This window comes from Roseofilum capinflatum BLCC-M114 (assembly GCF_030068505.1).
Classification (GTDB): domain Bacteria; phylum Cyanobacteriota; class Cyanobacteriia; order Cyanobacteriales; family Desertifilaceae; genus Roseofilum; species Roseofilum capinflatum.
Window position 1 is genome coordinate 23,917 of sequence record NZ_JAQOSO010000055.1, and the last position, 24,940, is coordinate 48,856.

Here is a 24,940-nt window from a genome sequence, read left to right on the forward strand (position 1 = left end):
TCAAAGATAAATCTGACCAGCTAAAACTTAAGGGAGGCTCAGGCATTTTGGCAAAGCACTGGTGGGAAATTCAAATACTCTGCGATCCAGCCTTAGAAGACCTGATCTTCTGGCGTTTAGACCTATTTGGCTGTCAAGGAACCAGCAGCGAAGCCAAAGGCAACTCTCGGTTAGTTCAAGCCTACTTGCCCCAAGAACAAGCCCAACTCCTCGATTTAGCTGCCTTATCGATTGCTTTTCGCCAAGATGCGATTACCGTTTCCTTGCCGGTTCCTGGAGTTCACTGGCATTTAATTGATGAAGAAGATTGGTCAGTCACCTGGAAAAAGCATTGGCAACCCCAACCCATTGGCGATCGCTTCCTCATCTGTCCCGCTTGGTTATCCGCTCCTGAAGCGCCTGAACGTCATCTTTTACACCTCGATCCAGGGATCGCCTTTGGCACAGGAGATCATGCCACCACCCAACTCTGCCTAGAGTCCCTAGAAATGCGCCTCAGCATCGACCCCCAAGAGAACCAAGAGATTGTATTAGCTGACATCGGCTGCGGCTCAGGGATCTTATCAATTGGCGCTCTTTTATTGGGCGCTCGTCAGGTTTACGCCGTCGATACCGATCCCCTAGCCGTTCGCGCCACGGTCTGTAATAGTAAACTCAACCATTTGGGAGGCGATCGCCTAATGACCTCCCAAGGAAGTATCAACGAACTGATCGAAACCCTTCCCGGCCCCGTCGATGGTATCTTGTGCAACATCCTCGCTGAAGTCGTAATTGACCTCATTCCCAAATTTGAAGCCATCTCTAAACCCAACACCTGGGCAGTCATCAGTGGTGTACTCTTAGATCAGGCCAAACCCGTAGCCGACACCTTAGAGCAACACGGCTGGACAGTTGCCACCCTGTGGCGACGGAAAGAATGGTGTTGTTTCAATATCCGTCGGGAAGAATAGGCAATGGTTAAGGGGTTAGGTTTTCCATCTCGGTGACGACTTGGGCGAGTTCTTGGACGAGGGGGGTATTTTCAGCCTGTTGGAAGGCTTCGACTAGAGCGCCGTAGTACCATAGGGTTCCGGCTTTTCCGCCCTTAAATCGCTCCCAGATGCTCTCTCCAACTTGACGATAGTCTTTGATAATGGAGCGAGCGTTATAGAGTTTATCCGCAGCAGAGACGAGACGAACAGAAGTCGAGGCTTGGGGTAAGTGCGCTAAATAGGCTTGTTTACGTTCTCGCCAAGGGGGTTTAGGAGTTGTGTAAGCATCGGTACATCCTTCGACTATGGCGGTTACTGTGTCTCCAAATTGTTCTCGAATGCGATCGCGGGTTGCTTCTCCTCCTTGGTCTTCGATGGCATCATGTAAAAGGGCGGCGATCGCCTCATCTTCAGTTGCACCGTATTCTAGAGCAATGCTGGCAACACCCAATAAATGGGCGATATAGGGCACTCCTGAACCTTTACGGAGTTGGGTTTGGTGCAGTTGGTGTGCCCAAATCAGGGCGTTTTCAAAGCGTTCAGAAAGCATGGTTGGATCGCAAGAGTAATCGGTAATGGGTAATAGGAAACCTATTTTTCTGTACTATCAGATCATAGATCCCAGGGGTAAGGCGATCGCCACACAATTATGCTTGTCCCTTGCGAGTCATTCCAATTCCAGACAGATAAAGATCGGGAACTTTATACCGTTCCACCTCATTTTCACTCCCTTCATAAATGGACAGCAACCCGACTTCCCTCGCTAGGCTCAACTCATCTTCTAAGCCAGTGATATCAGTTGCTTTAAACGGAGAATAACTAATCTCCTTCAGGCGATCGACTAATTCTTCAAGCTCCCGAAACTCTTCATTAATTAAAGCATCTAAGGCTTGTTTTGAAACTTTTTCCAGAGAAGAACTTAAAGCACGGGGACGAATAATCGTCTTCTCATAGGGATTCTGTTTCTGTTCTCTCTGTTCCCAGTTTTTTGCTTCTGCAAAAAGTTGCAAAAGAGCGCGAGGACTATGATTATCACTTCCATCAGCGATGCGTTTCCAGACCCAATTTCGAGTAAAGGCAGATTTACCACCTCTCATCCGTTCTCCCACGAGCAGATTCCAGATGGCAAAGACTTGTAATTCACTTAAATGATCGTAACTGTTCAAAATCCTACCTTGATCGGCTGATTCTACCACTTGTTTAAAACTTTGAGATTTCAAAGCTTGTTTAACCAAAACCTTAAAGAACGTTGCCTTATCTTTCCAGACTAAAGTCACTGAACGCCCGTAAAAATGACTTTGATTATCAAATTTCAGCTTTCTCCAGATATCCTCGCGCAACAAAACTTTGAATTTCAAATGTTGCAGACTGTCTCCTATATCCGTTACTAAAGAGAGCAAACCTTCAATCGCCCTAGTCCGTCTCTCTCGATCCGTCTGAGTATTACCAAAGCCCGTGTCTAATCCATCAATTAGTAGGAATAGAGGAGATCTTACCGCGCCATCGAAACGGGTTAACCAATCTCTGGATAATAAGCCAATTTGAGAAATAGGTAGGAGATTTTCAAACCAGCGAACGACTTCTAATTCGCTCCTTGGATGGCTTCCTAAAACTTCTAAAAAAGCTGTATCCGGTTTAGGTGCTTCTCCATCCCAGGAAATCCAGCAAGCTAAACAAATTTGTAGCAACCAAAAATCTCGCCAGTTCTTTCCATTCCTTTCTAATATTTGACTAATAAAACTAAATCCTTCCGAATTGATTATCCAAGGACGATTACCTTTAAGAGGACTCGGAGATAAAACAACAATAGAATTAAAATTTGAGTCTTCTAGTAAACGTCTAAAAATTGCTGTTTTACCCGTTCCTTTTCGACCTAGAATTAATGAAATATTCGATTGAAGTGCCCTGTTAACCAAGTCAGTTTGTACAAAGGTTTCTAGAAAATTATCTTGGGATTCTGCTGTTCCTCCTGAGAATCGCAATTCCTGCAAAATTTGGTTTTTACTACTTGACAAATTACTGGGAATCTGCTCTTCGCTGGCTGTAGGTAGAAAGCGCTCTAGCCATTCCGCGATCGCCTCAAAATCACGCCATGCATCGCGATTAAGCAAGATTTTGTCTGAAGTAGCAATAACTTCACGATAGGGAATAAAGTGGGTAATTTCAGGGGCTTTAATCGGTTCTGTACTCGATCGCTTTTCCCGTAAAATAGACAGCCATCCTTCAATCCAATCAATGGCTCGATGTTGATATCTCTCCACCACTTCTGGTGCTTGACTCGCAGGTATGGGAGAAACAAGAAATCGAGGTTCTGGTGTTAAAGATAATTTTGTTCGTCTTGTCTTTGCTGAGAGTAAAGCGCGAACGAGTTCACCTGTCCCGACTAGAGTTTGAGGATGGGGGAAAAATACAATAATAGCCAGGTCAGCTAAATCAAATAGCAGGGGGGCATTTAGAGGTGTAATACCTGTCCTAGCATCGAGTAAAATCACATCGGGTTTAAAGGTTAGATTCTGGCTTAAATTCTGGATCAATTGCCGTAATGGGTTCTGGTCTTCACGATACCATGCACCTGGATCAATAAAGTTGAGCAAACGAGCATAATTCGCATTTGGTAATCCTGCTGGCAGGCAATAAATTTCCTCTGTTTCTGATACTCTAATAATATGATTTTGGATGTTAGGATTTTCCCCTCGATCCAAACTCAATAAAATAGAAACCAAACCCTGTCCCTCCTCAATTTCATCTTCTTTTCCCCATAGAGCGGCTAACCCTGGTGCTTCTAAATCCAGATCCACACAGAGTACAGTTCTTCCTCGACTGGCAAGAATTTGAGCGGTATAAGCCAAGGCTGTCGATCGCCCCACTCCACCTCTGAGAGAATAGAAAGTAGTTACAATGGGGAGGTCAAGGTCATCATCCAGATCGGATGGAAACAGGATGGCTTCAGGATCGGGGGATTTAGCTAATGCTTCCGGCCACAGGGGTAAGTCTTCTAAGGTAGAATCAATAGGGAGAGAACCGGCCCATTCTTGCTCTTCAGGAGTAAGCAAATCTAACCACTGAATAGTCAAGTCTTCCAGTCCTTTTAAGGCTATATTCTTCCGTTCTGCGGGTGATTTTCCCTGAAATTCTGGAGAAATGACAGCAATACGCCAGCCCATAAAAGGATCGGGTTGAACTCGCAAGTCTTGAACCTCTAAAGTAGCCGATGACATATTATTAAGAATATGTTGTTTAAGATCTTGGTGATTCATCGACTTTTCCTCCTAGATTGACGACGAAGTTGCTGCTGTATCTGTCTGGTTAATTGTTTGGCTCCATCTAGTAATTCTGCAATAGAGATACTACTATCCAAACTGAGTTGATACCGTAAGGATGTATCCCAGGATTCGATAAAAAATGTCTTTGCTCCTTTAGAGTCGTGCAAATCTGAGAGGCGAAATTTTGCAGCTTCCCATAAACCCCGGAGGTTATGTCCCTCATTACCATGCTTGGGAAATCCCACATTGCGATCGCGCAGTAATGCTTTTAGGCTACATTCTATCGCATATCCAGCCATATAAACACAGCCGATAGAGGTAGGTCTAGCTTTGTAAATCGCGTCTGCATCACTAGCTCGCTCCTTAGCAAGATATAGCCAATCCTGGTATTGGTTGGGATGTTGAGAAGCCATAGTCATATCAAATCCGAATAATCAGTTACCGTATGTCATTGTGAATAGAACGCAGTGGAATGAAGCAATCTCAACCATCTCAGTAGTTTTGGAGATTGCTTCCCTGCGATCGCAATGACATGCCCTATCACTCAATTATCCACCAGTAACCTAGACGAAGCATTGCGGCCAAACTCCTCTGGTGCATATTGTAGGTGCGCTTCTGCACCCGGCCAGAGATAGGAACCGGGGGTAACCGATCGCGCCAAATAATGCACTTCATAGATCCCAGGGGTGAGGCGATCGCCGTAAGCCACCACTCGGTCTTTGTACACCTGTTGGTAGTCGATTTGCCAGCTATCGGCATCCGCTTGCACCGCTTGATTAGCCGTCTGAAACTCTGTATTCACCGCCTCAAAACCGGCGGGCAGGGGGTCAGTAATCACCACATGATCCACGGGATGATCCGTGATAATCTCTAATGCTACGTCAAACACTTGACCGGCTTCCACTTCAAAGGGTTGGTCGCGATCGTAGAGTCCTGTCGTCCGCAGCACCTCCTCCTCATTCGCTCGGCGCACTTGACGCACCACCCGCAGACCATTTAAGCGCCCCGGTTGATTGCCCGTTAAGCGGTAGCCGTAGGAGACGAGATAATGGAGGTTTCCAGGGCCAGATTTTTGCAACACTAGATCGCTGTTTCCCTTGGGTAACTGAGCCATGGGAACGCTCAAATTCCAGGTGGAATTCTCATAACCTTGAAACTGGGTATTGCCCAAACTTTGACCCGCGAACGTCACCCCTACGCCAAAATTGGGGGGCGTGCTTTCCGTTTGTGCGTAGGCAACCAAAGCATCCAGCGCTTGGGCATTATTATAGGTACTGCCCCAAGTGCCATTACGACGCAAGGATAGCAAACTGGTTAACAAGCGCCCGGTTTCTGCCGGTGTTGCATCTTGGGCAATGAACAAGCGCAAGGCTTCCGCTTGTGCCGTGGTTGCAGAGGACAACCATTGATAGCCCTCTGGTAAATTAATCGTTGCCCTGCGTCCCGTTTGATAGATAGACTCGCGAATTTCATTAAACAGGCTTTGGCTTTCTGTCCTCCATTGGGGGAAATTGGCCAAATAGCGAGCTAACTTAATCTGCGTGACGGGATCGAATTCGCTGCGGACGCTGTAGATATCCGAGAGGAACTCATTTCGCACATCTCCCCAGGCGGCTAGAGCGATCAGGGTTTCTAGGCGGAGGGTACTTTTACAGAGGGAAGAGGTACAGAAATCCTCGTTTTCCGGGTCGGCTAAGAGGTCTCGCAGATAGCGCTTGAGTGGGTCAACTTGGATACCTTCGAGGGCAAAACCAGCGTTGGCGGCTTTTGCGATCGCCTCGGCCACGTAGGGCGTAAGATACGGGTTAGACTGGCGCACTCCTGGATAGCTACTAAACCCGCCATCTTCCCGTTGCAGACTAGAGAGTTGATTGAGTGCTTCACTGGTTTTTTGGGACAGATTGACACCTCGACTCCGCTCGGTGACCGCTCCGTTCCCTGAGCGGAGTCGAAGGGAACCATATTGACTACTCAGACGTTGCAAACTGGCAGCAATCAGCAGTTGACTTGCCATGGGTTCGGCAAAAGGTAGGGGGTTCTCGGCAAACACCTGTTGAGCGGGTGCGAGAATTTGGGGCATTAAGGTACTGGCGAGGTTAATGTCTAGTCCTCCCGTATCGGTGGCCGTATCAGGCGCAACATTAACCGGTAGGGTGACGGTGTTGGTGCTGGTTCCTGACTCAACCACCTGTTCAGTCACTTCTAATGCTTTAATCTCTAAGGGGACTTCAAATGCATCTACGGGTTGGCCGTTGAAATTAGTCGCAAAGGTTACCGTAGCTGTGCCAGGTTCACTGACTGACCCTTCGGCTCCGCTCAGGGCAAGTAGGGGGAACCTCTCGCCCATGGTTCCTTGACTCGATCGCACCTGACGAGAATCCATACTGTTATTAGTAGACTCGAAGGTTAACCCGCCGCTCACGGTTCCGGTGATGTCTAAGTTACCGGTGGTTTCCGTGGTATTGGTGATCGAGAGACCGGCGTTTAGGCGATCGCCCGGTCGGACGAATTGCGGTAAAATCGGATTCGTGAGGATGGGCTTACTGGTGATAAACGTGGTTTCGCCATTGCCAAAGCGCAGACTACCATCTTTGGCAACCACCATCACCCGCCAGGTGGTCAGGTCATCGGGTAGGGTAAATGTAACACTAGCTTGTCCCTGGTTATTGGTGAGGACAGAACCATTGTAATAAGCCAGGGGTTGGAAGTCGCGACGGGTGCGGGTGTCGGCTGCTCCGGCGGAAAATCCCCCCCCATATCCCCACCCTTTAGCCAGGGGGGAAGCTTGGGGTTGCAAGACGACATCGGGACGGTTATCGCTAAACCGGGTGGAAATGGGTTGCTCGGCGTATACGGTGTCGAGCAGGTTGGGGGCGCGATAGCCCGTCAGTTGTAAGATGGCTTCGTTGACCACCATCACCGTCAGTTCTCCCGCTACCGGTGAGCCAGTGTTATCCCTGAGTTGCAGTTGCAGGGTTTGGGATTGTCCCGGTTGCAGTTGGGCATTGGATGGGGTAGCTTCGACGGATAAGAGGCGATCGCTCAAATCAATCTTAAAGGGCGCAAACCCGATTTTGACCAAGTTATCCACATCCCCTTCGACACTGCTCCCTTCGGCTTCGCTCAGGGAGCGTCCCTGACGCACTAGAACCGCCTCGAATGCGGCATTCGGGAGCATCTCTGGCGTGACTTCAAACTGCACTTGGGGGGCCCCGCCTTGTACGGGTTGCAGGGCTTGGAATAGGGGTTTATCGCGGATAATGGCAAAGTAGAGTTGCCCCTGTTCGTAGGGAGATTGAATCAGCGCGGTTGCCGTATCTCCAGGTTTATAGGTCTCTTTGTCCAGTTTAATTTCTAGCTTATCTTCATCTCCTCGACCCCAACGCACCCCACTGCCTCCAGTAGCCCAGATTTGCAAGTCTGTGGCAGTGGCGCTATTTTGACTGCGGGCAAAGTTGGCGCGGATGCGATAGGAGCCGGAGTCCGGGGGCGTAAGTTGCCCAGTGGTGGGGGTTTGGCCAGATCTGACCGTAGTTTCGCCGACGGTTTCATATTCGACTTGGGTGCGATCGCTCCGTCCCCCTTCTACCACACGAGTTACGCTAGAGTAGGTCATTTTCTGTAACTCCAGTCTCACCCGCTCACCCGCTTTCGGGTTCCCCTGTGCATCCGTAACCACCACTTCTACAGGAAAGGCTTGCCCGGCATCCGCCACAAAGTTACTCTTCAGACCGATAATATTGGCACTCGGCAACACAGTCAGGGTTTGGGAGTCACTCACGGACAAATTGGAGACATCGGAAACCGACACATCCACCTGATAGGTCATGGGATAGGGCAAATCGGCATCTAGGTTAAACCGTTGCTCTCCAGCACCCGAATCATCCAGGGTTTGCCGAGTTTGCAACACTTCCGTTTCTACCACAGGCGCTTCTTCCGGCCAAAACCATTGGGGGCCAAAAGTATACTCTTGCCATTGCTGGGGATTAAACTGGGTTTGGCGACGAGTGACATAATATTCTGCGCTGCCACCAATAACAGGAGCGCCAAATAAGTAGTTACTGCTCGTGGTCGCGGTGATAGCATCTCCGGGTTGGGCCACCTCTTGATTGAGAGCCACTTCTACCTTAAAATTGGGCGGATTAAATTCAGCCACCTGGAAGTTACCGGTTAAGGTGATGCCAGAACCTTGAGCGCGAATCACATATTCTCCGACTTCCTGAGTTTCATCTAAGGGAAACTCAACGGAAAACGTCCCAAATTGATTGGTTTGAACCGTTCCTAAGTCCGTTTCATTGCCTTTGGGGTCTTGAATTTCCACCCGATAATTGGCTCGTGCATCGGTTTTCAGGTCTCCCTGTTCCAGATAGTAGGCTACACCAGTAAATGTGGCTTGCTCTCCGGGTTGATAGAGCTGGCGATCGGAAAATATTGTACCCCTAGAAACAGGTTTTGTATCTTCCCAATCGGCATAAATGCCATAACCATAAGCCCCACTATAAGACTCAGTGCGGGTGAATGCCCAATCTTGACCTTCTCTGGCAATAACGAGCAATTCTGGAGCTTCAGAAAACCGACTTCCTCCCATACAACTTCGCAAGTTTTGGGCCGTTAATTGTAGTAATCCTAAATCATCGGTTTGTCCCGTGGCACAAGCTCTAGGTTGGGGTCTCGATTTTGCTCCTAATTGGGATTGATAAATCTCTACGGTAGCACCGGCAACCGCTTGCCCATTATCCAGGTGATTGACACGCACTAAACCCGACTCTGGAAACCATTGGGCAAATACTCCCAGATTGGTCAGTTCTACTAATCCATAAAAGGTGGGGGTATTCCATCGCCGTTCCCCGTTGTCTTCATAGGAGTTGGTTCTGGCTTTCACCCCATAGGCAAGTAGTCCTGATTCTCCGCCTAATTGAGATTTTAAGTTGACTGAATTAATGATCGTTTGGTTTTGTTGACCGGAAACTTGATAGGATTGCCATTGATTTTCGGAGGGTAAAATATCGTTACCATTCCCTTGAGGATAGGCGGAATCGATATAAACTAAATCGGTGGGTTGTAGGCGACGGAATGCGGCTTGATATTCTCCATCGGGGAGGTTAACACTGGAAATATCAAGCTGAATATCTTCGGTGTTGGGTAAAATATTTAATCCACGCTGCACCCAAATATCCGCAGCTACATTACCCGTCTCGTACTGTAGAGTAACTGGATTTTCTAGGGTTTGCCCAAATCGATCCTCTAACTCCGAGCCGATGGTAATCGTATAATTGGTATCTGGCTCTAATGCCCAGGGATTAAGCTGAATTAGGTTGGGTTCATAGGTGAATCGCACCAGGGGAGGGGCGTTTGGTGCAGGAGGGGGATTAATCGTAATCGCATTAACAGCAGACTCAGCAACAATGGGATTATTAAATCTCAATTGGGGGCTACCCTGAACAAAGCGCCCATAGGTTCCACCCTGCCCCGGTTTGCCAGTTGTTTCGAGTTCGTCAAAGTTGAGGGCATTGTAGGTTTTAAATTGACTGGAAAAGGGGATTTCGCTGGCTAAGTTTCCGTTGGCGGGTTCTAATCCGGCGGAGATTTCTAGGCTGTAGGGGGTGTTTTTTTCGAGGGTTCTTTCGGGGGTAATGGTATAGTCGTACTGTTGCTGGGAGGGATCGAATTCGGTTTGGGGCGTGGGGTTTGTGCTGTTTTCATCAAGGGCAATATTCAGGGGGATGTCGCGATCGCTCCCCGCAGAGACTAAGCGAGTATGTTCGGCTAAGGAATTCAGGTCTAAAGCAACGTTAGAGGTAAACTTCAATTCGGGATTAATATCTACCGGTTCCGGGTTTCCCTCCCGATCCACACTCATCCCCGGAAGGTTGGAGAGCTGAATGGGAGGGGTGTTAAACGTCCAAGCAAAATCCCGGTCTAATTGATGGTTATTCAGGTCTTGTAACCCTTGTTTGAGCGTCACTTGTACCCTGGTGGCTAAGGGGAGAGCGCGATCGGCTTGAAATCCCACCATGCGCGGGGTTAAAAAGCGAAACGTTCCCGGTATTCTGGGGGTAATTTCAAATTTATTCAGCAGATCCCGTTGTTGGGGAGAGTCGAGACTTTCTAGGGGAATGAGGGGATCGGTAAAGATAACATTAATTTGATTCAGAGGTTGTGCTTCTTCCGTGGGGTTAATACTCTCGATCCAAGCTGGGGGAGTGGCTAAGGGGAGGGGAGAGACGCTAGGGAGGGGTTGATTTCCCGATCGCATCCCACCGAGTCTACATCCTGTCAATGTCACTGTCAATGTCAGCACAAAGAGCAAGATGAACACCAATGCTCGATGCTTGCGGTAATACTGGCCAATTCCACGACGAAGTTGGCGATATTGTCTCATTCCGAGTATGGAGCGACGACGGGACATTACTGAATCTTCCCTCACTGAATCTGATCTTGTCTTACCTGATGAGGGCAGGATTTGGGAAGGTCTTGTAGATATACTTTACAATCTGTGACCTAACGTTATGGCGCTACGCGCAGGGAATGGGGAATGGGGAATGGGGAATGGGGAATAGGGAAACAGCCAAAAATAATGCTGTATCAGGGTTTCATTGCTTTTCCAGACGGTGGAGAATCTCTACAAAGGTGCTGATAATTGTCTGCTCATTCTCTGGATGGAGGATCGGGACGTGGATGAATAGAGCGCGAGTGGGGAGATTGAGGGTTTTAATCTCGTTTAAGACCCCATAGTACAGGTCTTCACAGACAAATCGACCGGCATAATCGCTAATGTACACCCAATCTAGACCCGCAATGAGCTGTTCTAGGTCGATCGCCGGTCTTAAGATTTTATCCCCTTGCGTCGCATTCGACTCAATACTGAGGCTATCGCGTTTTTCTGCCATACCGCAACACAGCACCCAAACCGGTTGCTCGCGGTGCAAAGACAACAGAGTTTTGGCGATCGCCTGTTGGGAATGCACCGGCAGCTTTCTCAGCAACGATAACCGTTCTGGATGGGGATAATATTGACCAATGCGCTCCAGGAGATCGTCGGAAGAGTTACTTTTCTGATGCGGTTTCCAGGTGGTAAATGAGGTTAACAGAAAGGGTATAGTCATCGCTATCGCGTCCAGTTCAACAATGATTAAACTTGATTGACATGCCCAGGAGGTAAGGGGTAATGGGTAAGGGGTAATGGGTAATGGCAATACTGGCGATCGCTGACCCAACTCAACTATCCGTTATTTTAGTTGAGACGGGCTACAATGTTAAGATAATGGATAAGTTACTCAATCCTGGGCGTTATGGAAAACCCTAATAACATCACCCAAAAATGGCAAATGTTATCCTATTTTCTAGGACAGACAAGATGGAAACAGGCTGATTATGCGACCAGAGATTTGATGCTAACAATTGCTGGAGCTAACACCAGAGTCGATCCCTTGCTGACGCAATCCGATCTCAATAATTTTAGTTGTAGCAGTTTGCAGAAAATCGATCGATTATGGATGAGTGCCAGTCAGGGAAAATTCGGCTTCACAACAACGCTAAACATTTATGAAGACGTGGAAGAAGACTTTCGCCAATTTTGCGCGAGAGTGGGCTGGTTTACCAATGACCATTGGCTTAAACATAATGAAATTCAGTTTAATCTTGAAGCTCCTCCGGGTCATTTACCCGTCACTTGGTTGGTTCCGTTAACATTTGGAGATTATTGGTGTGCCCGATTTTCTCGACCAGGATGGAGAATGCTATTGGGCCGTTTTAAGGAATGTTGTTAGCCCGCGATCTTAGGGATTGCGTCCCTTCAGCTGCATGGTCGCAATAATTCTAATACGGGAGTATTTTCTTGTACAAATCGTGCGGGACGTACCCAGGAGGCGATCGCAGTTTCTGGGGATAAATCTCCCTTAGCTAGGGGGCCAGCCAATTGTTTAAAGTTAATAATTCCCCGAATATCATCCAGGGAATCAGCCATGACTGGATAGCGAGAATGGCCCGTTTTTGCCACTTCATCCGGACGTGAGCAGAAAGCGGGTAGAGTGGTTGAGTATCCAAATGAAGGGATTAAAAAAGCGAGCGATCGCCCAACTGGGTGGCCCTAACACCCTCGCGAGTTGTTCTGAATAGAGCAGAGCAACGGATTTCGGGCATAATTCCCCTAAAACGATCTGTAAATAGGCAATTAGGATAAAGGCTAGGGGAATGAGGGGATCGGTAAAGATAACATTTGAATCGCCCTCAATCCGCCCTTAGACAACACTCACAGGGACTTTCTTACTCATTACTCATACTTTACAGCGCAAAGCGCTGTAAACCCCCAAAGGCATTAAAGATAAGATTTAAGCACTTTACAAGTCGCTTCTCCAGTGCGAGACCAACTAAACTGTGCTGCTCTGTTCAGACTCCCTTGACGAAGATCTTCTCGTGCTTGCGGATCTTTGACTAGGGTTTCCATGGCGGATGTGATTTCGGAAACCTGATAAGGATCGACCAAAAGAGCGGCATCGGCGGTAATTTCGGGAAGGGAGGAGCAGTTAGAGGTAATAACGGGAGTCCCGCAAGCCATGGCTTCGAGGACGGGTAAACCAAAACCTTCCCAGAGACTAGGGAAAATGAGTGCGATCGCCTGATTCATCAGTATCGGCAGTTCTTTTGCTGACACATAATCAATAAATTTGACTTGCTCGGTTACTCCCAGTTCATTAACTTGAGCGATTAAATGGGGGGTGTAGCGGCGATCGCTTGGCCCGACTAACCACAACTGATAGTCTTGACGTTGGGACAAGTTCGCAAATGCCTCAATGACGCGATGCAGATTTTTATAAGTTGCATGGCGACCGACATAGAGAAAATAGTTAGAAGTGGGTAAATTTAATGGCTGAAATTGATGCTGATTATAGCCGAGTAAAATGGGAGTAATCTGCTTAGACTCGATGGAAAACCAGTCCATCATATCATTAGCCGTGGCTTGGGAATTACAGATAATATGAGTGGCTTGCTTGAGAACTTGTGGCAGATAATACCGGGAATAGAGAGTAAGCGGCGATCGCCTTTCCGGAAACCGCAACGGAATCAGATCATGAACCATTACCACAAACCGACACCCCTGCAATAACGGCGCTTCCGGTAGAGGAGAAAACAGCAAGCGCCCTTGCAGCTTGCGATAAATCTTAGGTAACCTAAACTGAGTCCAGAGTAACCGTTTCAGATGTCCCTTAGCCCCCTGTTCCGGCGTTTGTCCCCCTGGAATGGGATAATGGGAATACCCCTCCAATCTCTGGGCACTTAACAGGGTTGGATGCAAAGAAGTCAGATAGGGTAAAATATTCAGAGCATAGGTACTAATTCCCGTCGGTTTGTTCATTAGCACCCCTAAGTTAATTAAAAGGCGATCGTTCATTTTATCAAATAACTATAAATATTCAGGAACTTTTTTATGGCTGAACCACAAATTAAAAATCACTCACTCTATTAAAATTATACAACACATATCGATAAGCTAATCATGATGTCTCATGTTCAACCGAAGCAAGCGTTTCGTATTACTAACAATATTGTTCTTGTCGATGGAGATATGTTCTTTTCTAAGATGCAAACGCTCACCATTACTGTTAATTTACAAGGAGTGATGGGCAAAGGATTAGCTGCTAGGGCAAAGAAAGAGTTTCCTGATGTTTTTGTTCGATATCGGGATGCTTGCAAGAGTACGCAAGTAACTGTCACAACCCCTTATCTGTATAAACGAGAAGCTTCCGTAGATCAAGAATTAGCTGATTTACAGACTCCATTAAATACTCCGAATTCTGTCAAATGGTTTTTACTGTTTGCCACGAAACGACATTGGCGACAAAACTCTAGAATAGAGGATATTGAAGCGGGATTGAATTGGGTTAGACATAATGCCGTTCAACAGGGCATTAAATCTCTAGCTATTCCTGCATTGGGTTGTGGGCTAGGAAAACTGGAATGGTCACAGGTTGGCCCTTTGATGTGTCGCTATTTATCGGATATTGGTATCGACGTGGCTATTTATTTACCCCGCGAACAGCAACTCGATCCTAAATTATTAACTCCTGAGTTTTTACTCAATACTTAATTATAGTGGGGCTATTTTGTATGCAAGTCTTATATAAGCATACCCAAATTGGGACAATTATTCTCATTCTCTTAGCTGCTCTTCTGCCTTTGGTCTTTTTCTATCTCTCCAAAGGCTTTGTGGGGATGGCAGCGAGTCTTTTGATCGGAATTTTAGTGATTACGGTTTTGTTTAGCACCTTAACGGTGACGATTACAGCCGATCGCATCAAATGTTCGTTCGGGGTAGGTTTGATTCATAAAAGTTTTTCCTTGTCCCGAATCACTAATACCGTGACGGTCAAAAATCCTTGGTATTATGGCTGGGGAGTTCGCCTGACTCCTAGGGGATGGATGTTTAATGTGTCGGGGTTGGATGCGGTGGAGATTGAGTTAGATTCTCAGTCCTATTTTCGCATTGGCACAGATCAACCGCGAGCCTTAAAAGCAGCGATTGATGAGGCAATTGAAATCAATCATTAAGGACTTGATCTGATACAGCGCTTTGCGCTGTAATGAGGGACAGCAGGAAACGATCGCCCCTAAATCTCCCTGCTTTCTGAGCTGTGGGGGAGCGATCGCTAACTCCTCACCCAAGTTTAAGTGGATATACTTAAAACAGAACTTATGCTTCTCGATGCTTAAAGAAAGGCGCACATTATGTCATAATAATTCACAGAAATTTTAAGATTTCTATAAAAACTCCCAAGGTTCTGTTAGGGCAATGAGTACCGGATCGTCTGAGACCCCAGAAACATCTAAGCAAACTCCAGAGACGGCACTCGATCGCTATGAGTGTCGTGCCTGCGGCTATGTCTATGAGCCAAGCAAAGGCGATGGAAAACGCCAAGTGCCCCCAGGCACACCCTTTGAGGAATTACCCGAAGGCTGGCGCTGTCCCGTCTGTGGCGCACAACGCCGCAAATTTGAGAACATCGGTACAGCCAGTGAAGGAGCCGGCTTTGCCGAAAATGTGGGCTATGGATTTGGGGTCAACGCCTTAACCCCCGGCCAAAAAAATCTCCTGATTTTTGGGGGGTTAGGATTGGGATTGTTGTTTTTTCTGAGTCTTTACGGTTTACAGTAAAACCCTAACTGGCGGTAAAATCCGGAGTCATGCAATCAATTGTGAAAATTCTGCAACGAGTTGTAACATTAATCGCGGTTGTTCTGCTGTGCGCTAGTTGTAAAAATGCCTATTTACCTTCTGTAGAGTCCAGTCCTTGGCAAGTGATTCAGTTACCCACTGAAGACACCGTTCAAGATATTGGCTTTACAGGCGATCCCAACCATGGGTGGCTAGTCGGCAGTAATGCGACCTTATTAGAAACCAACGATGGTGGCCAAACCTGGCAACCCAAATATTTAGACATCGATCCGAGGACTCGGTTGACCTCGGTTAGTTTCCGTGGTAGTGAAGGATGGATTGTGGGAATGCCTTCAATTCTGCTTCATTCCACCGATGAAGGGGCCTCTTGGTCAAGTATTCCCCTAAGCGCTAAGTTGCCAGGAACCACAAAAACCATTTTGGCTTTAGGGCCTTCCTCAGCCGAAATGACCACAGATTTAGGCGCGATTTATCGCACCGAAGATGGGGGCAAAACCTGGAAGGGTTTAGTGGAGTCTGCGGTTGGGGTGTATCGCAATATTTCGCGATCGCCTGATGGGAAGTATGTCACGGTTTCCGCCAATGGCAACTTCTATTCCACCTGGGAGCCAGGAGATTCTGCCTGGGTTCAGCATAACCGCAATAACTCCAAACGCTTGCAAAAAATGGGCTTCACCACCGACGATCGGTTATGGCTACTCGCTAGGGGAGGCGCTCTCCAGTTTAGTAAAGTCGAAACGCCAGAAACCCCTGAAGATTGGCAAGAAACCCAAAACCCAGAATTTGCCAGCAGTATTGGCTTTCTGGATTTAGCCTATCGTACCCCAGAAGAAATCTGGGTATCGGGTGGCAGTGGTAACCTGATTGTCAGTTTTGATGGCGGAGAAACCTGGCAAAAAGACCGCACCGTGCAAAATGTGCCCTCTAACTTCTACCAGATTGATTTTGAATCTCCCGAAATCGGATTTGTGATTGGCAATGGAGGAGTAATTTTAAAATATGACGACTCCACCCAATCGGCCTAATCTTTCGTATGATATAAACTAATGATCTCAATTGTCCTGTTCTAAAAAGGAGGAAAATTCATGGCAGGTGGTTCCACCGGAGAACGCCCCTTTGGGGATATTATTACCAGTGTTCGCTATTGGTTAATCCATAGCATCACTATTCCCATGTTGTTTATTGCCGGTTGGCTGTTTGTTAGCACCGGTTTGGCCTATGATGCCTTCGGGACTCCTCGTCCGGATGAGTATTTTACTCCCCAACGTCAGGAGCTTCCGATCGTAACGGATCGTTATGAAGGCAAAAAACAAATCGAGGATTTTATTGGTAAGTAGTTTTTCAGAAACTGATCGAAAATTATGACAAGCAGTAACCAAAACCAACCTGTTTCTTATCCCATTTTTACCGTCAGATGGCTGGCTGTTCATACATTAGCTGTGCCTTCTGTCTTCTTTTTAGGCGCGATCACAGCAATGCAATTCATTCAGAGATAGGAAAAAAACATGCCCACCCGTAATCAAAATCCCAATAAGCAACCTGTTGAACTCAATCGGACATCCCTCTATCTGGGCTTGTTGCTGATTTTTGTCTTGGGTATCTTATTTTCCAGTTACTTCTTTAACTAATTGGGTTGCTCTGAAGATTTCCCCACCCACTCATTTTAGGGTGGGGAACTGGTTAATTGTTGTGTTGTGTAAATTAGGAAGAAACATCAAATGTCGGATTTTAAAATTCCTCTTTGGATTGTTGCAACTGTCGCCGGAACTGGCATATTAGTTGTCGTTGGCTTGTTCTTTTATGGAGCCTACGTTGGTGTTGGGTCTTCGATGTAAACGATTGCTATAGTTGCATATCTGTCTTTAACCCACGCTCTACTCAAAATTGGGTAAGTGTGGGTTAATTGTATTGGAAAGATGGCATGATAACTGATGTTTCAAACCACCCGTCGCCGTTTAGCTTTGTGGTACACTGCCGTGACTGCGGTGCTGCTGCTGTGTTTTGCTGGGGGGATTTATGGGTATGTGCGGGCGACGTTAATTGAGCGGATTGATGATACGCTCAATCATGTGGTGGAGGTGGTGGAGCGATCGCTGATTTTTGAGGCTCTGTCTAGCGCTAATCATCAATCTCCCCATTTCCAGATTAACCTAGAAGCGAGTTTTCAAGACCAAGTGGAACCGGCAGAGGACGATCGCATTGATTTAGAATGGTTTAGTCCCACAGGAGAGCTGTTATGGTCAACTTGGGAAACGCCTCTAAATCTGCCTCTCCATTTTAATCGCATGGGGGAAACGGTGCGAATTGAGCGATCGCCCCAGGAGAATCTTTGGAATTATACGGACGATGTACTGTTGCGACAAGTGACCGACCGCGTACAAGTGGGTCGGGAGGTGTTAGGATACCTGCGCGTCAGCCATCCTTGGTTTGAAGTGACGAAACCCACACGCCAGTTAATGGTCGATTTGGCAGCAGTTGTCAGTGTAACCATCTTAGCAGTAGGGGCGATCGGCTGGTTCTTGTCGGGTTTAGCCATGGAGCCGGTGAGAGTGAGCTACCTGAAACTGAAGCAATTTACCTCCGATGCATCCCATGAATTAAGAAACCCCATTGCCACCATTCAAACCAACGTTCAAGTTGCCCTTGCCGATCCCAGTTTAGATCCTCAACAACATCAACATTTACAAGTCGTCGAACGACTGACGCGACGGATGGGAGGATTAGTCAACGATCTGTTATTTTTAGCTCGGCAAGATAGTGGTATGGCAGAGCAGCAATGGCAACCTATTCCTTTAGATGCTTTAGTGATGGAAGTGATGGAAGAACAGCAACTGATTGCCCGATCGCGCCAGTTAACCTTAGAGTTTAACTTAGATGCTCCCGATTCTGCTTGCGATCGAGATCCCTTTACCGTTGCTGGAGATTGGACTCAGTTAAGTCGTCTCTGCACGAATTTAGTGAGTAATGCTCTGCAATATACCCCGACTGGAGGAACGATTACGGTGAGTTTAACCCAGAGTTCTGGGATACAATTGCAAGTCAAAGATACAGGGATAGGCATTGCTAAAGCGGATTTACCCTATCTGTTCGATCGCTTTTATCGAGTCGATCCCGCTCGCAGCCGAGATGCGCGAGATCCTGAAGGTAAAGTAGCCACCGGATCGGGGTTAGGATTAGCGATAGTGAAGGCGATCGTTGATAACCATCAGGGCAGCATTAAAATAGAGTCCCAATGCGATCGAGGGACAACCGTTACTGTGAATTTACCAGAGTATCGCGCCGATCAAGGATTATCGAGTTAGGGAGGAATATCTGTTATTTTGGATCAATCTTCCCATCTGAAATTTCTCCAAAAAATAGAGTGCGTTAAATAACGCACCCTATCAGAAATTGTAACTCTAGGGTATTTTGCCACAACTGAACAAAATAGAGATACTCTCAAAAAGTTAAACAATGATACACAGCCTCATAAATGCCAATTATCCTCAATTGCTTTAATTAAAGATCGAGTAGGATATTCAACCTCTGTACAATAAGCCCATTTTAACCAAGCATGAATTGCTGTTTTTAATCTTTGTGGGTATTGTGCGACAACTGCGAGTAACTCTGAACTCTCAAGGTTGACACCTTGGTGCTGAAGTTCCAGGCTTCTAGGCAATTGAGCAGAATCAAACACTTTTTGAGTCGAGGTGTAACCAGAGGTATTGGTCACTTCAATCGTTTTTAATGAAGGAGAAGCGTCAGCAGCAAAACTCATCAAAGTATTTTTTTGTACCAATTCATGTACCAAGGCTAAGATTTCATATCCTTTGGGATGATTCATGGCAGCCATAGCAACATCCGTACTATTGAATTCGTTATTCATGATTTTCTACTTACTTGGTAAACCAATATAAACATAGCGCCCGTCACACGCGATGTCAAGTGTGATTTTGCAAAAAGAGATGTGGCACTCTTCAGGAATTGTGTTACTATGGTTATGGCAATCACGAATCGTACAATATACAAGCACTATGGTTTCTGAAACGACTACTTTCTCTGAAGCTAACGACAATCAGAGAGACGATGACTCTTTGGTGACGGAAGAACTGACTAAAGCTATCACTGATAGCATTCAACCGATTATGGTCAAGTGGTATAGAACAGGACAAACCTATTTGGCCATCGGATCTCAGCATGGAGGTCGTTTGATGCTTCAAATCAATGCTCATGTTGCGGAAATCCCTACCCTTCTCAGAGGGAGAAGTGTCACTCATCATAGTAATGATCCCAGTTCTGGGAAAAATCGTCCCATTAATGAGGAGCATGTAAAAAGGATTAAAAACTATATTATTGAACGGGCTGAATCAAAAAACAAGTGGATTTTGGGAGCAATTACTGCTAATGTTGATCCATCCAAAATCAAATATCAAAAGATTTGGGGAGATTTGTATGTTGTAGTCATTTTGAATAATACATCACTAGAGATTACTGATGGACAACATCGCAGAAGGGCAATTGTTGAATTAATTGAATCTGATGGAATAGAGCGCGATCTGATTAAAGATTGTACTTTTCCGATTAACTTAATCCTTGAGGCTGAGTTGGAGCAATGTCAAACTGATTTCTGTGATATGGCTCAAACTCTTGCAATTCCTCAATCCCTTTTAGTCGCTTATAGTGGCTTTGGGAAAGATGCAATTGCTAGAATTGTTGTTGAAAATGTCAATATGTTTGATGAAAAAACACAAAAGATAAAATCCACACCCGGATCTAAGACCGGTTACATTTACACTATTAATTATGTAGCCAAGCTGGTCAGTTGTGCATTTACAGGCTATCCTAATGACAAGTTATCTGAGGTGAACAAACAGGATTTGGTCAAACAGTATGGACAAGAACTGAGTAACTGTCTAAATTCCTTTTTCCTTTTCTATTCACAAACCGCAGAATTTCCAAACAAAAGCCGAGAGTGGCAAAAAACAGCACGTTTAGCTGGAGAGATCATTGGCAAAGACCAACTGTATTGGAAGGATGCCGCAAAATTTCGTGAGTCTTGCATTTTAGGCATTAGTGTTGGCTTGGAAATTTTAGGCTCTCTCTTGCACTATATTCGTCAATACAATGAAAATGACGGTTTTGATGAAGAAATGGTGAAACAGATTGCTCAAGATATCGATTGGTCAAAACAAGGGCCATGTTGGAAAGATACAGTTATTGTTCCAGATGGAAAAGGTGGTACTAAAATTAGTGCGGGTCGAGGTTCTGTGAAGACAGCCTTTCAAAAGTGTCTCCAACAACTAGACTGGGAATAGTGACAAAGTAGGGGTAATTGTTAATTGCAGGTGGTGGCTATGTCTTTTATTCGCGATCGCTCTTCCCATCTGAGCAGATCGCCCCATTCTCCTCAATTTTGGTTCTTTTTAGCCTTGGGGTCAATCTTACTCCATGGATTAGCCCTATGGTTCTTACAGCCCCTATTGCGTTTGCGGATCACTGAGGTAAACTCTGCATCTTTTATTCCCATTGAAATGTTGGAGGTTACGGTAGAGGAAACCCCAGCACCGGAACCGACTCCTTCCCCCATTGAGCAGAGGGAACCTGAACCCCCATCCCCATCTCCTGCACCTCCTCCACGTCCTGTAGTGCCAGAAGTGCAACCTGAGCCAGAAGAGGCAATTCCTACCTGGGAAGCATTTCCGGAAGCTTTTCCTTCTCCCACCCTTTCCCCCTTTCCGTTTCCCGAACCAACTCCTGAACCGGAACCAAGTCCTGAACCGGAACCAAGTCCCGAACCGGAACCAAGTCCTGAACCGGAACCGAGTCCCGAACCGGAACCGAGTCCTGAACCGGAACCAAGTCCTGAACCGGAACCAAGTCCTGAAGCGACTCCAACTCCGGAACCGACTCCAACTCCGGAACCGGAACCAAGTCCTGAACCGGAACCAAGTCCGGAACCGGAACCAAGTCCCGAACCGGAACCCACGCCAGAAGAGTCTCCAGTTCCCACACAGAGCGTCGTTCCTCGTCCTGTAGTGACTCCATCACCAGATCTAGAGTCGGTTCCCGTGCGATCGCCTGTTCCCTCTCCGACTCCCCAACCTTCCGCCTCTCCACTCAACCCTTCCCCCCCAGATCCACCGGTTGCAGAAGAAGAATTACCCAATATTGAGGACATCAAACCGGAACAATTTGCCCCCAAACTCTTAGGAGTCCAACCCCCTCCCCCCGAACAACAAACCGATATCCCCGACGAATGGGCAAAAGCCAAACCCTTAGACACCCCCCTGATTTTTGACTCGGAGAATCCCACTTGTCCCCTAGAGTCTGATACGCGGCAATACTTTGGTCAAACGATTACCCTATTCGTCACCATTGATGAGAATGGCAGAATTTTGCCCAGTTATACCAGGGTTTTAGATGCTCAAAATACCAGTATCGCCTATCAAAATTTAGTCCAATGCCTGGTCAATCAGCAAACCTGGACATTTGAAGCGGCGATCGCCGGAAATAACCCAGTAGTCAGCAATGCCCAGCTAGAAATCACCCTCGATCCAATTCTGCCCGATCCTATTCCCGAATCGGGGAAATTTTCTGATTAGACTCCCCTTGAGCTTGTAATTGAGTTAACAAAGCTAACAGTTCTTCTTCTTCAAATTTCAGGGCAAGTTCACGAATGTGTTGGGCTAAAGGTTGCAACCTCCGGTCTTGTTTTTCTAGGGTATCCGCTTCTCGAATAATGCCTTTTAAGTTACCTTGTTGAGCCAGGTGACACAGATGATCTAAGGAATGGGCATCGACTATCATCAATTCTAAGCTTGAGTGTTGCGCTTCACCCTTCTCTAGTCCAACTGTATATTCCTCCTCATAGATCCAAGTCAAGTTCAGTAAGCGTTCCAATTGACACAGTAATTCTTCCAACTGGATGGGTTTACAGATTACCCCATTTTTTTCCTGATTGAGTGTGGAGGCTTCAGGGTTGATGAGACAGGGATCAACAGTGGTTAAAATAGGAGTATCCTGAAACTGAGGATGCGATCGCAGGCGATCGAGGATTTGAGGGCTGTGCTGAGGGTGTTCCCCGAAGGGGTTGCGGAGCGAATCGCCACCCAACCCATCTACAATAATTAAATCCGGTTTTCTGTCCCAAAACTGCCCAATTTCTCCGAGTTCACCCATCATCACCTCAAAACCCAAAGAGGTTAACAGATCTTGGATTAACCCTCCCGAATCATATAATCTCCGATCCCAATTAAAAGCCTTAAACCCACAACGACTTAAGATTAACACTTTTTTCCCTTTTCCCTCATATCCCCGAACTTTAGTCCCAAGGGCAACCGGAGCCTCTAAGCCGCGATCGTTTTGATATTCTAAATCTAGAATAAACTCAAATCGACTCCCTTCCCCCAAGGTACTGGTAACCGTAATTTCACTGCCCATCAAGCGAATAATTTGTTGACTAATGGCTAATCCTAAACCCGTTCCTTGGCTATTTTTTTCCCGATCACCAACCTGTTCAAACGGTGAAAATATCTTTTTGATCTGCTCTTCTGTCATCCCAATTCCGGTATCAGCAATGACAAATTTCAGAGTCGCAAAATCAGCACAGTCTAAAACTTCAACAGTAAAGGTCACTTCCCCAGCATCCGTAAACTTAATCGCATTTCCCAACAAATTAATTAAAACTTGACGTAAGCGCTTTTCATCAGCATAGATAACTTGAGGAATCTCATTCACCCATTGATAGGTTAATGTTAGGTTCTGGCTATGGGCCCGAACTTGCAGCAAATGAACAATCGTTTGCAGAAAGTTAGGAAAATCAATATTATGAGTCACCAATTCTAGTTTGCGGGCTTCTATTTTTGAAAGATCGAGAACATCATTAATCAAGGTTAATAAATGGGAGCCACATTGATGAATCACTGAAATAGCCTTGCCATATTCACAAGTTAATTGAGTATTGCGCTCTAAAATTTGGGCATAGCCTAAAATTCCGTTTAACGGGGTTCTGAGTTCATGGCTCATATTAGCTAAAAATTCACTTTTGGCCTGATTCGCAGATTCGGCTGCTTGTTTGGCTTCCTCTAACTGTTCTTGAGAGTTGCGTAAGGCTTCTTCAACGGCTTTACGCTGTTCAATTTCGGCTAAGAGTTCTAAGTTGAGTTCCGCTTGAGATTGGGTATGATGTTGAATTTCTTGGAAGGCATTGAGGATGCGATCGGCCATCTGATTAAAATTGGCAGTTAAATGGCCAATTTCATCCGTAGATATGACCGGAGATCGCGCTCTTAAATTTCCTTGAGAAAAGGATTGAGTCACCTGTTGCAATCGTTTAATGGGGCGAGTGATGGTAATGCCTAATAAAATAGCTAAAATAATATCAATACCTAATGCAAAAGCTGCGACAATGGCTTGGAAAAGAAGACTTTCTTGGGTTAACTCTGCTAAGGAGGTTTCAGACGTTCCGCGCACTAAAATACCAATGGGTTGGCCTTGGTAATTATGAATGGCTTTGGCGGCAACAGTGTATTGCTGTTCCCCTAGCTGAATTCGCTGGGTAACCGGGTTTTGATTGGGGGTATTAATAGCCTTTTGAAGTAAGCTAAAATCTGGAAGTTGATAATCTAAGACATATTCGTTATACACTGCTGCATAGGCAGAACTTTGGGAACGATCGTCGATTTTTTTAATGGAGGTAATTAAGTGAAACTCCTGTGTTGGTGGATCGTAAAGATAAATGCCACTATAGCCTCCATCGAGAGCTTCTAGAGTTGATTGGACAATCTTTAACTTTTTATTGACTAAATCGCCAGAAACCAGGACGGCAATCGGTTTATTAGTTTGTGGATCTTTTACGGGGGTAATGGTATACCGAATTAAGCCCGGTTTTCCAGGAGTTAAGGCAGCAAGATGTTCGGGAGATTCAGATTCTAAATCTTGCCAAGAGATGATTTCACTGGTTTTGATTTGCTCGCCGGTGTTTAAAGCAATTTTAACCAAGTTGTTTGGATTAAATAATCCACCCGTTCGGTTATGATTGCCATTGACAATAATTTCGAGGTTGTTTCCGACTAAAGTCGCATATTCAATATTACGCGCCCTGAGTTCGTTTTCTAAAATTTGATGAACTTGTGCTTCTAGCTCTGGAGGAATGGGTTGATCTTGACGGTGATATTTTGCTGCTTGGATAATGGCTAGATTATCGGATTGGCCGCGAAAGCCAAATCCCATTTGATCGATTTTGATGTTGTAATTGATTTGGCTAACGGCTAATTCAGATTTGGCTTGATTTTCTAATTGATTTCGTCCAGATTTAATGATTAAATAGGCTCCGACTCCAACGAGTCCAACAATGGAGATGATTTCCGAGGTAAACAGTCCAATGAGTTGTTTTTGGCGAATGGGCAGATTTTTGAACCACTGAATGAATCCAACTCTAGCAGAAGGAGGATGGAGAGATTTTGGGGAAACCAGTTGAGGGTTAGAGGTTGGGTGAGTTAATGGGGCTTCAGATACGGTTAAGTCTGAGGAATTGGGGTGATCCATGGTAAGTC

The 24,940-nt window shown here is 46.1% G+C and carries 21 protein-coding genes and 1 pseudogene; 13 read left to right on the forward strand and 9 right to left on the reverse strand.

Going from position 1 to position 24,940, the window contains the following annotated elements; translation table 11 throughout:
* Positions 1–47 precede the first annotated feature (47 nt).
* On the forward strand, positions 48–950 hold the full coding sequence (gene prmA, locus PMG25_RS09700) for a 50S ribosomal protein L11 methyltransferase (protein ID WP_283766698.1): 903 nt from the start codon (positions 48–50) through the stop codon (positions 948–950).
* 7 nt (positions 951–957) lie between these two features.
* Here the strand turns inward: prmA and PMG25_RS09705 are convergent, their stop codons facing one another.
* The 5 genes from PMG25_RS09705 to PMG25_RS09725 form a co-directional block, all read right to left on the reverse strand.
* Entirely contained in the window at positions 958–1,521 is a 564-nt protein-coding gene (locus tag PMG25_RS09705; RefSeq protein WP_283766699.1) for an HD domain-containing protein, read from the reverse strand.
* Positions 1,522–1,618: 97 nt separating this feature from the next.
* Positions 1,619–4,228 carry a ParA family protein gene (locus PMG25_RS09710; RefSeq protein ID WP_283766700.1) on the reverse strand — a complete coding sequence of 870 codons (2,610 nt, stop codon included), beginning with the start codon at positions 4,226–4,228 and terminating at the stop codon, positions 1,619–1,621.
* Positions 4,225–4,647 (reverse strand): HEPN domain-containing protein, encoded by a 423-nt coding sequence (locus PMG25_RS09715; protein WP_283766701.1) that lies wholly within the window; start codon positions 4,645–4,647, stop codon positions 4,225–4,227. The genes PMG25_RS09710 and PMG25_RS09715 overlap by 4 nt, the downstream gene beginning before the upstream one ends.
* A gap of 131 nt (positions 4,648–4,778) precedes the next feature.
* On the reverse strand, positions 4,779–10,490 hold the full coding sequence (locus tag PMG25_RS09720; protein WP_488199669.1) for an alpha-2-macroglobulin family protein: 5,712 nt from the start codon (positions 10,488–10,490) through the stop codon (positions 4,779–4,781).
* A gap of 337 nt (positions 10,491–10,827) precedes the next feature.
* Positions 10,828–11,340 carry a pyroglutamyl-peptidase I family protein gene (locus PMG25_RS09725; protein WP_283766703.1) on the reverse strand — a complete coding sequence of 171 codons (513 nt, stop codon included), beginning with the start codon at positions 11,338–11,340 and terminating at the stop codon, positions 10,828–10,830.
* A gap of 186 nt (positions 11,341–11,526) precedes the next feature.
* Here PMG25_RS09725 and PMG25_RS09730 point away from each other — a divergent pair, with 186 nt between their 5' ends.
* Positions 11,527–12,003 carry a GUN4 domain-containing protein gene (locus tag PMG25_RS09730; RefSeq protein ID WP_283766704.1) on the forward strand — a complete coding sequence of 159 codons (477 nt, stop codon included), beginning with the start codon at positions 11,527–11,529 and terminating at the stop codon, positions 12,001–12,003.
* A gap of 41 nt (positions 12,004–12,044) precedes the next feature.
* Here the strand turns inward: PMG25_RS09730 and PMG25_RS24430 are convergent.
* Together PMG25_RS24430 and PMG25_RS09740 are read right to left on the reverse strand one after the other, a co-directional pair.
* Positions 12,045–12,429 (reverse strand): annotated as a pseudogene (locus tag PMG25_RS24430) (CNNM domain-containing protein); the annotation flags it as partial.
* A 122-nt stretch (positions 12,430–12,551) separates the two neighbouring features.
* Entirely contained in the window at positions 12,552–13,625 is a 1,074-nt protein-coding gene (locus PMG25_RS09740; RefSeq protein WP_283766706.1) for a glycosyltransferase family 4 protein, read from the reverse strand.
* 105 nt (positions 13,626–13,730) lie between these two features.
* Here PMG25_RS09740 and PMG25_RS09745 point away from each other — a divergent pair, with 105 nt between their 5' ends.
* The 9 genes from PMG25_RS09745 (at position 13,731) to PMG25_RS09785 (ending at position 18,709) form a co-directional block, all read left to right on the forward strand.
* Positions 13,731–14,321: a macro domain-containing protein gene (locus PMG25_RS09745; RefSeq protein WP_283766707.1), complete on the forward strand. Its 591-nt coding sequence runs from the start codon at positions 13,731–13,733 to the stop codon at positions 14,319–14,321.
* A gap of 20 nt (positions 14,322–14,341) precedes the next feature.
* Positions 14,342–14,782 carry a hypothetical protein gene (locus PMG25_RS09750; RefSeq protein WP_283766708.1) on the forward strand — a complete coding sequence of 147 codons (441 nt, stop codon included), beginning with the start codon at positions 14,342–14,344 and terminating at the stop codon, positions 14,780–14,782.
* Between the two features lie 241 nt (positions 14,783–15,023).
* Positions 15,024–15,386, forward strand: coding sequence for a rubredoxin (locus PMG25_RS09755; protein ID WP_283766709.1), 363 nt, complete (start codon positions 15,024–15,026; stop codon positions 15,384–15,386).
* A 29-nt stretch (positions 15,387–15,415) separates the two neighbouring features.
* The gene (locus tag PMG25_RS09760; RefSeq protein ID WP_283766710.1) at positions 15,416–16,432 is read left to right on the forward strand and encodes a photosynthesis system II assembly factor Ycf48; all 1,017 of its coding nucleotides are present in this window, start codon (positions 15,416–15,418) and stop codon (positions 16,430–16,432) included.
* A gap of 60 nt (positions 16,433–16,492) precedes the next feature.
* Entirely contained in the window at positions 16,493–16,744 is a 252-nt protein-coding gene (psbE, locus tag PMG25_RS09765) for a cytochrome b559 subunit alpha (RefSeq protein ID WP_283766711.1), read from the forward strand.
* 24 nt (positions 16,745–16,768) lie between these two features.
* Complete coding sequence (gene psbF / locus PMG25_RS09770; protein WP_271942776.1) at positions 16,769–16,903, forward strand: cytochrome b559 subunit beta; 135 nt, start codon at positions 16,769–16,771, stop codon at positions 16,901–16,903.
* Between the two features lie 9 nt (positions 16,904–16,912).
* Positions 16,913–17,035 carry a photosystem II reaction center protein PsbL gene (psbL, locus tag PMG25_RS09775; RefSeq protein WP_271942773.1) on the forward strand — a complete coding sequence of 41 codons (123 nt, stop codon included), beginning with the start codon at positions 16,913–16,915 and terminating at the stop codon, positions 17,033–17,035.
* Positions 17,036–17,125: 90 nt separating this feature from the next.
* Positions 17,126–17,242: a photosystem II reaction center protein J gene (locus PMG25_RS09780; RefSeq protein ID WP_283766712.1), complete on the forward strand. Its 117-nt coding sequence runs from the start codon at positions 17,126–17,128 to the stop codon at positions 17,240–17,242.
* Positions 17,243–17,338: 96 nt separating this feature from the next.
* Complete coding sequence (locus PMG25_RS09785; RefSeq protein ID WP_283766713.1) at positions 17,339–18,709, forward strand: sensor histidine kinase; 1,371 nt, start codon at positions 17,339–17,341, stop codon at positions 18,707–18,709.
* 164 nt (positions 18,710–18,873) lie between these two features.
* Here PMG25_RS09785 and PMG25_RS09790 read toward each other — a convergent pair whose 3' ends face one another.
* Complete coding sequence (locus tag PMG25_RS09790) at positions 18,874–19,272, reverse strand: hypothetical protein (RefSeq protein WP_283766714.1); 399 nt, start codon at positions 19,270–19,272, stop codon at positions 18,874–18,876.
* Between the two features lie 148 nt (positions 19,273–19,420).
* Between PMG25_RS09790 and PMG25_RS09795 the strand changes: the two genes are divergently transcribed.
* A complete protein-coding gene (locus PMG25_RS09795; protein ID WP_283766715.1) occupies positions 19,421–20,701 on the forward strand; it encodes a DNA sulfur modification protein DndB in 1,281 nt (426 codons plus the stop codon).
* 39 nt (positions 20,702–20,740) lie between these two features.
* On the forward strand, positions 20,741–21,988 hold the full coding sequence (locus PMG25_RS09800) for a hypothetical protein (RefSeq protein WP_283766716.1): 1,248 nt from the start codon (positions 20,741–20,743) through the stop codon (positions 21,986–21,988).
* Here the strand turns inward: PMG25_RS09800 and PMG25_RS09805 are convergent.
* Positions 21,957–24,932: an ATP-binding response regulator gene (locus PMG25_RS09805; RefSeq protein WP_283766717.1), complete on the reverse strand. Its 2,976-nt coding sequence runs from the start codon at positions 24,930–24,932 to the stop codon at positions 21,957–21,959. The two genes, PMG25_RS09800 and PMG25_RS09805, sit on opposite strands and share 32 nt — an antisense overlap.
* Positions 24,933–24,940 lie beyond the last annotated feature (8 nt).